Genomic DNA, 7,528 nt, shown 5'->3' with positions numbered 1-7,528 from the left:
CCCCTGCACCCCTGCACCCCTGCACCCCTGCACCCCGCTGAGGCTGCGCCCCCCGACCCCGGTTCGGCTCGGAGGGGCTCGTGCTCGAGTGCCGGGCAGGCTGGGACAGGGGGCCGGTGTCTGCGGGTGTGGGTTCTCAGACGCCGTACGGGCTGGGGTTGTCCGCGTCCTCTGTGGTCTCCTCCTCGGTGGTCTCCTCGCCGAGGAGGTCCCTTGCCATGAGTGTCGCGCCCGCGACCGCGCCCGGCATCAGGAAGACCGCGACGAAGGGGATCAGGAAGGACACGGCGAGGGGGGTGCCGAAGCCCCAGACCAGGGTCTTGCGCGAGCGCAGGAGGGTGAGGCGGTCGCGGAGTTCGACGCGGCGGCGTTGCAGGGCGACGGAGGTGAGTTCCTGGGTGAGGAAGAAGCCGGTGACGAGGAAGCCGATCGCCGGGACGGCCGTCTGGCCGACGACCGGGATGAAGCCGAGCGCGAAGAGGAGGACTCCCCAGAGCGCGGCGCGCACGAGGATGCGGAGGCTGTCACGGGCCGAGATCCACAGCTCGCGCCCGAGCGACAGGCCGGACTCGGGGGCGGTGCCGTCGGGCGAGACGTCCCGGTCGACCTTCTCGGAGAGGTTCTCGTAGAAGGGCTGGCCGATCAGGAGGGTGACCGCCGTGAAGGTGATGACGGAGAGGAGGAGTGCCAGGGCGAACAGCACGACGGTGAGGAAGCCGCGGAAGAGGCCGAGCCACGGGCTCGTCCAGTCGTCGGCGAACGGAGTCGCCCACGCCACGAAGTCCTCGCCCCACAGCGCGAGGGCGACGAGTGCCGCCGCGTAGAGGACGAGGGTTATCAGGCCCGGGAGAAGGCCGAAACCGAACTGCTTGCCGTGCCGGGCCACCCAACGTTGGCCCCTCATGAGGTACTTGAATCCCGCCCCGAGATCGCGCATGGGGAAACTCTATCCGGGAGCCTTTTCGGGGCTCCGGCACCCCGCTCACGCTGGAGACACGGCCACCACAACACCCCGCTCCGCCGCGGGCGACACCGCCGCCGACACCCGCACCGCCGCGTCCCGCGCGAAGCGCCCCGCGCGGGACGCGGTCGTCAGGAGGAGCGGCTGGAGGTGTTCGAGGCCGGAGACGAGGAGTTCCTCGCCGGCGATCAGGACCGGGCGGGCCGCCTTGGTGGTCGCCGCTGCCGCCTCCGTGAGGTCGGCCAGCGGGGCGAGCGTCGTCCGGGCCACGTTGGCGCCGGCCTCGGCCGCGCGTTCCGCGAGGGCCACCTGGAGCGGCATCAGCGGGGCCAGCGCGGCCGTCAGGGCGTCGGCGATGCGGCGGAGTTCGGGGGACGAGTCGCGCAACACCTCCGCCGCCACCCGGATCACGGGGGTGAGGGCGAGCAACGTCCCCGCGGCCAGGCCCGCTGCCGCCGGCAGCAAGGGTGACGTCGCCTCGACCAGGTCGCCGAGCGCCGCCGCGAACTCCTCCACGGCCGGCTCCACCGCGTCCAGGACGGGGAGGAGGCTGTCGCCCAGGGCCGTCAGCAGCGCCTGGGCCGGTTCGCTCACGGGGTGCACGGCCAGCGGCGCCCCGGACGTCCCGAGGCGCATCAGGGTGTCGACGATCCGGTAGAACGCCTCCTGGGCCTGCGGGGACGCGCTCGCCTCGGCCAGTTCCGCGGTGGTCTCGCGCAGCACGCGCAGCGCCTCGCTGCCCGAACCGTCACGCGGGTCGAAGGTGTTGATGGCGATTCTGGTGATGTTCCCGGCCGTGTCGAGGAGTTGACCGGTGATGTCGCTGGTGTTGCGGGCCATGCGCAGTACGTCGTCCCTGCTGGGGAGCGAAGGGATCGTTGCCATGGGCTCTCTCCTCGCCTCACACGCCGGCGCCGGCGCCGAACTCCTGGGTGTTCCGCCCTCAGCATGCCCACTCCGCACCCCTCGGGATGCGCCATCCGGGGCATCCGCGACACCGACTCCCTCTTGTTGCGGTTGAGTCGAACAGGTACACCTCGCCGTACCGATCTCAGGAAGCCCCGGAGGAGGTACGCGTGCGCACCACGAGAACCGTTCCTGCGAGACCTGTTCTGATCACCGCCCTCGCCGTCACCACGGCGGGCTCGCTCCTGCTCACCCCCCACACCGCCGCCGCGGAGCCGAAACCCCCCGTCACCCGCGAGGGCCCCGCCGTCGACGAGTACGCCGCCCGCGCCCCCGAGAGCGCCGCCGAGCGGGCGCTGACCGATCGGGCCGCCCCGACGGCCGACACCGAGCACGGTTATCCGCGCGAGCAGGTCCTCGCCCCCGACCCGGAGAACCCGGCCGACAAGTCCGTCAAGCTCGGCCTCACGCCGTACCACGCGATCGCCCCGAAGCTGAACGCGATCCAGCAGCTCGGCGACCGGGTGAGCGTCGAGGTCGCGGGCAGGTCGGCCGGCGGGCACCGGCTGTACCTCGTGACGGTCACCGCGCCGGAGAGCGCCCGCCAGGCCAGGGCCCAGGAGCGGATGCGGGAGCTGATCGAGAACGCACCGGGCAGGGCCGCCAAGGACCCGTCGATCAGGGCGGGTTACAAGGCACCCGTCTTCTTCAACAACAACATCCACGGCAACGAGTGGGAGGGCACCGACGCCTCCCTGAAGCTCATCGAGCAGCTCGCGACCGCGAACGACGCGAAGACGAAGGACCTCCTCGGGCACAGCCGCCTCTACTTCAACATCACGGCCAACCCGGACGGCCGTATCGCCGGCACCCGCGCCAACGCCAACGGCTTCGACATGAACCGGGACTTCGTCACCGCCTCGCAGCCCGAGGTGCGGGCGATGCGCCAGATCGAGATCGACAAGCAGCCGGCCGTCATGCTCGACCTGCACGGCTACGTCAACGGCACGCTCATCGAGCCCACCACTCCCCCGCACGGCGAGAACTACGAGTACGACCTCTTCCTGAAGAACACCTACGCCAACGCCCTCGGCATGGAGTCCGCCGTCAACGGCCTCGGCTACACGCCCGCGAAGGACGGCGTGCAGCCGGCGCAGATCCCCTTCCGGGACCAGGAGGAGGGCTGGGACGACTGGCCGCCGATCTTCACCCCGCAGTACGCGGCCTTCCACGGCACGGTCGCCGCGCACACCGTGGAGATCCCGCTGGCGGTGAACAACGCGGCCTACGACAACCTGCCGGAGAGCGAACTGCGCCGCCGGTCCGCGATCAACGTGGACGTGGCCGGTGCCGCCATCCGGGCCACTCTCGACTTCGTTCGCAGGCACCGCGCTTCGCTCGTCGCCGACCAGATCGAGGTCTTCCGGCGCGGGGCTGCGGGCGCGGCACAGGTGCCGGTCTCGGAGGAGACGGTGCCGGGCGTTCCGGGCATCGGTCCGGAGGACGTCTACACCACGAACTTCCCGCGCGCCTATGTCATCCCCGGCGGGTCCACCGCCGCCGCCCGCCTCGTCGACCACCTCCTCGCCAACGACATCCGGGTCACCCGCGCCGCCCACGCCTTCCGGCTCGCCGGACGGTCGTACGCGAAGGGCTCGTACGTCGTCGACATGCACCAGCCCAAGCGGGGGCTCGCGAACGTGCTGCTCGCCGACGGGACGGACATCAGCGACAAGGTCTCGGTGATGTACGACATCTCGGGCTGGAGCCTGGGCCGCCTGTGGGGCGCCGAGGTCGAGCCGGTGACGTCCGGCGGTCTGACGGGCGTAGCGCTGCGTGCCGTCGACGAGGCCGCGCCGGTCGGTTACGTCGCCCCGCGCGGCGACCTGCGGCTGCGCCTCGACGACCCGCAGGAGGTCGCGGCCCTCAACTCCCTTCTCCAGCAAGGCGTTTCGGTGCGACGGTCCACGGACGGCAGCGCGATCGTGCCGGCGTCGGCGCGGGCGAAGGCGGCGGCTGCCGCACGGACGTACGACGTCGTCTTCGACGCGACGAAGGTGACCGGCACGACCGAGCTGCGCCGGCTGCGGGTGGCCGCGGCCGTCACGCCGGGCGAGCTGTTCGCGTTGCGGGAGATGAACTTCGAGGTCACGCCGGTCTCGACGGCCGTGCTGAACTCGGGCTTCGACTGGTCGGCTGCGGACGTGCTGTTCGTGTCGGCGGGGCTGGACCGCGGCGCCCTCGACGCGGCTGCCCGCACGGCGCTCGACGCGTTCCTCGCTTCCGGTCACGGGCTCGTCGGGCGCGGTGTCACCGGAGCCGACCTCGGCACCGCCACCGGGCTGGTGGCCGCGAAACCCGTCGAGGGCAACGGGGACGCCAACGGCGTGGTGCGGGTAGTGAATTCGGGACCGGTGACGGCCGGTGCGCCGGACCACGGGTTCGTGTACGCGCCCGTCTGGTTCACCGACCTCGGGCCGGACGTCCGGGTGGAGCAGAGGTACGCGACCGGGAACCCGCTCGTCTCCGGACACTGGCGGGCACTGGAGGACGGCTTCGGCGGTCCCGCACAAGCGGCCGGGCAGGCCTCGGTCGTCAGCAGCTCGGGGGCCGTTCTGTTCGGCACCGAACCCCTCTTCCGGGACCATCCGAAGGGGGAATTCGCGCAGGTCGCACGCGCGCTGTTCACAGTGGCCAACGCGCGCGGCGGTACAGGTGAGGAGAGCGGATGACGCAGGAGATCCACGGCATCGTCGCGGAGGGATTCGAGGCGGTGCACGAGGAGTTCACCGCGTTCGTGTCGGGGGAACGGCCCGACTACGAAGGGCAGTTGTGCGCATATGTGCACGGCCGCAAGGTCGTCGACCTGTGGACGGGGGACGGCGCCGACGCCGGGTCCCTCTACGGCGTGTACTCCTCCACCAAGGGTGCCGCCCACCTCGTGGTGGCGCTCCTCGTGCAGGACGGCACGCTCGAACTGGACCGCAAAGTGACGTATTACTGGCCGGAGTTCAGCGCCGAGGGCAAGGGTGCGCTGACCCTGCGCGACCTGGTCTCCCACCGCGCGGGCCTGGTCGGGCTCGACGCCGGGTTCTCCCCGCAGGAGCTGGCCGACGACCGGGCGGTCGCCGAACGGCTCGCCGACCAGCGGCCGTTCTGGCGGCCGGGCACGGCCTTCGGCTATCACGCGCTCGTCATCGGCGCGCTCACCGGCGAGGTCGTACGGCGCGCCACCGGTCGTACGCTCCAGGAGGTGTACGAGGAGCGGATCCGCGCCCCGTACGGGCTCGACTTCTTTCTGGGGCTGCCCGAGGCGCTGGAACCCCGCTACCGCCCGGTCCAGCCGATGACCCCCACGGCGACGCAACAAGCCCTGCTCGACTCGATGCCGACCGGCCCGCACACGCTCTCCGCGATCGCCTTCAACCAGCACGTCCCGGACTCGGGTGACCTGGTGGACTACGCCAACTCCCGTGCCGTACGCGCCAAGGGACCGGCGTCGGCGGGCGGGGTCGCCGCCGCGCGCGGGCTCGCCGGGATGTACGCGGCGGCGATCAGCGAGGTGGACGGGCGACCGCCGCTGCTGAAGCCGGACACGGTCGCCGAGGTGGGGCAGATCCATTCGGCCGGGTACGACCTGGTGGCCCGGGCGCACAAGTCCTACGGGCTCGGCTTCCAGGCGACGGCCGACATGTGGCATCCGTTCCTGGGCGCCGGGACGTTCGGGCACAGCGGCGCGGGCGGTTCGCAGGCCTTCGCCGATCCGCGCAGCGGGCTGGCGTACGGCTACACGCGCCGGCGGATGGCCTTCCCGGGCGGGGCGGCGCCGGAGAACGACCGGCTGGTGAGCGCGGTGCACAGCGCAGCGCTGGCGAGCTGATCGGAGGCAACAGCAGTCGGCGGGGGCGCGCGCCGACGCCCGCTGTCCCCACGCGCCGGCCGCGAGAGAGCCGTGGGGGCGCGCCGGTGCCGAGAGCCCGAACACGCGGAGGCCCGATCGCGCGAAGGCCCGAAGGGCCGGGCACGATCGGGCTCTCGACACCGGCCGAGGCGCCCCGTGGGCGAACGAGCCGTCAGCACGGCTCAGCCGAGCGTCACCGTGATGTTCCCGCGGGTCGCCTTCGAGTAGGGGCAGACCTGGTGGGCCTTCTCGATGAGGTCGCGGGCGGTCCGCGGGTCCACGTTCGGGATGGCGGCCGAGATCTCGACGATGATGCCGAACCCGTCGCCGTTCTTGCCGAGGCCGACCTTCGCGGTGACGGTCGAGCCGGAGATGTCGGCCTTCTCCTGGCGGGCGACGACGCCGAGGGCGCCCTGGAAGCAGGCGCTGTAGCCGGCGGCGAAGAGCTGCTCCGGGTTGGTGCCGGAGCCGGAGCCGCCCAGTTCCTCGGGCGGGTTGACGACGAGGTCGAGCGTGCCGTCGTCGGTGGCGACCCGGCCGTCGCGACCGTTCTCGGCGGTGGCGACGGCGGTGTACAGGACGTCAGAACGTCGGATGGCGCTGCTGGGCATGCGGTTGTCCTCCTCCTCGGTCCGCCGGGGCTCGCGCCCACGACCCCGACGGATTTCGGAAAGAAGTTACCGCATGCCGAAAACAGCAGGGAAGATGCGGGAGGCTTACAGCTTGACGATCATCTTCCCGGTGTTGTCCCCGCGCAGGACGCCGAGGAAGGCCTCAAGGTTGTTTTCGATGCCCTCGACGACGGTCTCGCGGTACTTGAGCGCGCCCGAGGCGACCCAGGGGCCGACCTCCTGGACGAACTGCGACTGGAGGTCGTAGTGGTCGCCCACCAGGAAGCCCTGGATGCGGCCGCGGGTCTGGATCAGGCGCGCGAGGTTCTTGGGGCCGGGGACGGGCTCGGTGCTGTTGTAGACCGAGATCATTCCGCAGACCGCGATCCGGCCGTCGCGGTTCAGCCGCCCGATGGCGGCCTCCAGGTGGTCCCCGCCGACGTTGTCGAAGTAGACGTCGACGCCGTCCGGCGCGGCCTCGCGGAGCTGCTCGGCGACCGAGCCGTTCTTGTAGTTGAACGCCGCGTCGAAGCCGTACTCCTCGACGAGGAGCTTGACCTTCTCGTCGGAACCGGCCGAGCCGATGACCCGGGAGGCGCCCTTGAGCTTGGCGATCTGGCCGACCTGGCTGCCGACGGCACCGGCCGCGCCGGAGACGAAGACCGAGTCGCCCTCCTTGAAGGCGGCGGTGCGCAGGAGGCCCGCGTAGGCGGTGAGGCCGGTCATGCCGAGGACGCCGAGGTACGTGGAGAGCGGGGCGGCCTCGGGGTCGACCTTGACGGCCTGCTGGGCGTCGAAGGTGGCGTACTCGCGCCAGCCGCCGAAGTGCAGGACGTGATCGCCGGCCGAGATGCCGTCGGCGTTGGAGGCGACGACCTCGCCGACCGCGCCTCCCTGCATGGCCTTGCCCAGCTCGAAGGGGGCCACATAGGACTTGGCGGCGCTCATCCGGCCACGCATGTACGGGTCGACGGAGAGGTACGCGTTGCGCACGAGCACCTGGCCGGGACCGGGCTGCCGGATCTCCGCCTCGGCCAGCTCGAAGTCCTCGGGCTTGGGCCAGCCGACGGGGCGGCTGAGCAGGCGCCATTCGCGGCTTACGGAGGGGAGCGTGGGAGTGTCGGACATGGAACCGGGCCTTCCTCAAAA

Annotated in this window: 6 protein-coding genes; 2 read left to right on the top strand and 4 right to left on the bottom strand. The window is 71.6% G+C overall.

Annotated elements, in window-relative coordinates; genetic code table 11:
- Nucleotides 1-136: 136 nt before the first annotated feature.
- Together ADK57_RS39795 and ADK57_RS39790 are read right to left on the bottom strand one after the other, a co-directional pair.
- Entirely contained in the window at nt 137-937 is an 801-nt protein-coding gene (locus tag ADK57_RS39795; RefSeq protein WP_053754596.1) for an EI24 domain-containing protein, read from the bottom strand.
- A 45-nt stretch (nt 938-982) separates the two neighbouring features.
- Entirely contained in the window at nt 983-1,846 is an 864-nt protein-coding gene (locus ADK57_RS39790; protein WP_053754595.1) for a hypothetical protein, read from the bottom strand.
- A 191-nt stretch (nt 1,847-2,037) separates the two neighbouring features.
- On the opposite strand from ADK57_RS39790, the gene ADK57_RS39785 reads away from it, so the two are divergent.
- Both ADK57_RS39785 and ADK57_RS39780 read left to right on the top strand, forming a co-directional pair.
- Nucleotides 2,038-4,599, top strand: a complete 2,562-nt coding sequence (locus tag ADK57_RS39785; protein ID WP_053754594.1) for a M14 family zinc carboxypeptidase — start codon at nt 2,038-2,040, stop codon at nt 4,597-4,599.
- A complete protein-coding gene (locus tag ADK57_RS39780) occupies nt 4,596-5,747 on the top strand; it encodes a serine hydrolase domain-containing protein (protein WP_053754593.1) in 1,152 nt (383 codons plus the stop codon). The genes ADK57_RS39785 and ADK57_RS39780 overlap by 4 nt, the downstream gene beginning before the upstream one ends.
- A gap of 203 nt (nt 5,748-5,950) precedes the next feature.
- Here ADK57_RS39780 and ADK57_RS39775 read toward each other — a convergent pair whose 3' ends face one another.
- Entirely contained in the window at nt 5,951-6,379 is a 429-nt protein-coding gene (locus ADK57_RS39775; RefSeq protein ID WP_053754592.1) for an organic hydroperoxide resistance protein, read from the bottom strand.
- Nucleotides 6,380-6,484: 105 nt separating this feature from the next.
- Nucleotides 6,485-7,507: an NADP-dependent oxidoreductase gene (locus ADK57_RS39770; RefSeq protein ID WP_053754591.1), complete on the bottom strand. Its 1,023-nt coding sequence runs from the start codon at nt 7,505-7,507 to the stop codon at nt 6,485-6,487.
- Nucleotides 7,508-7,528 lie beyond the last annotated feature (21 nt).

The organism is Streptomyces sp. MMG1533, from assembly GCF_001279775.1.
In the GTDB taxonomy this organism is placed as follows: Bacteria; Actinomycetota; Actinomycetes; order Streptomycetales; family Streptomycetaceae; genus Streptomyces.
This window is presented reverse-complemented; position numbering and strand designations above follow the sequence as displayed.

Bases quoted from the DNA above. Each gene is read 5' to 3' on its own strand.
- ADK57_RS39795 (WP_053754596.1), bottom strand. From the start codon at position 937: ATGCGCGATCTCGGGGCGGGATTCAAGTACCTCATGAGGGGCCAACGT.
- ADK57_RS39790 (WP_053754595.1), bottom strand. From the start codon at position 1,846: ATGGCAACGATCCCTTCGCTCCCCAGCAGGGACGACGTACTGCGCATG.
- ADK57_RS39780 (WP_053754593.1), top strand. From the start codon at position 4,596: ATGACGCAGGAGATCCACGGCATCGTCGCGGAGGGATTCGAGGCGGTG.
- ADK57_RS39775 (WP_053754592.1), bottom strand. From the start codon at position 6,379: ATGCCCAGCAGCGCCATCCGACGTTCTGACGTCCTGTACACCGCCGTC.
- ADK57_RS39770 (WP_053754591.1), bottom strand. From the start codon at position 7,507: ATGTCCGACACTCCCACGCTCCCCTCCGTAAGCCGCGAATGGCGCCTG.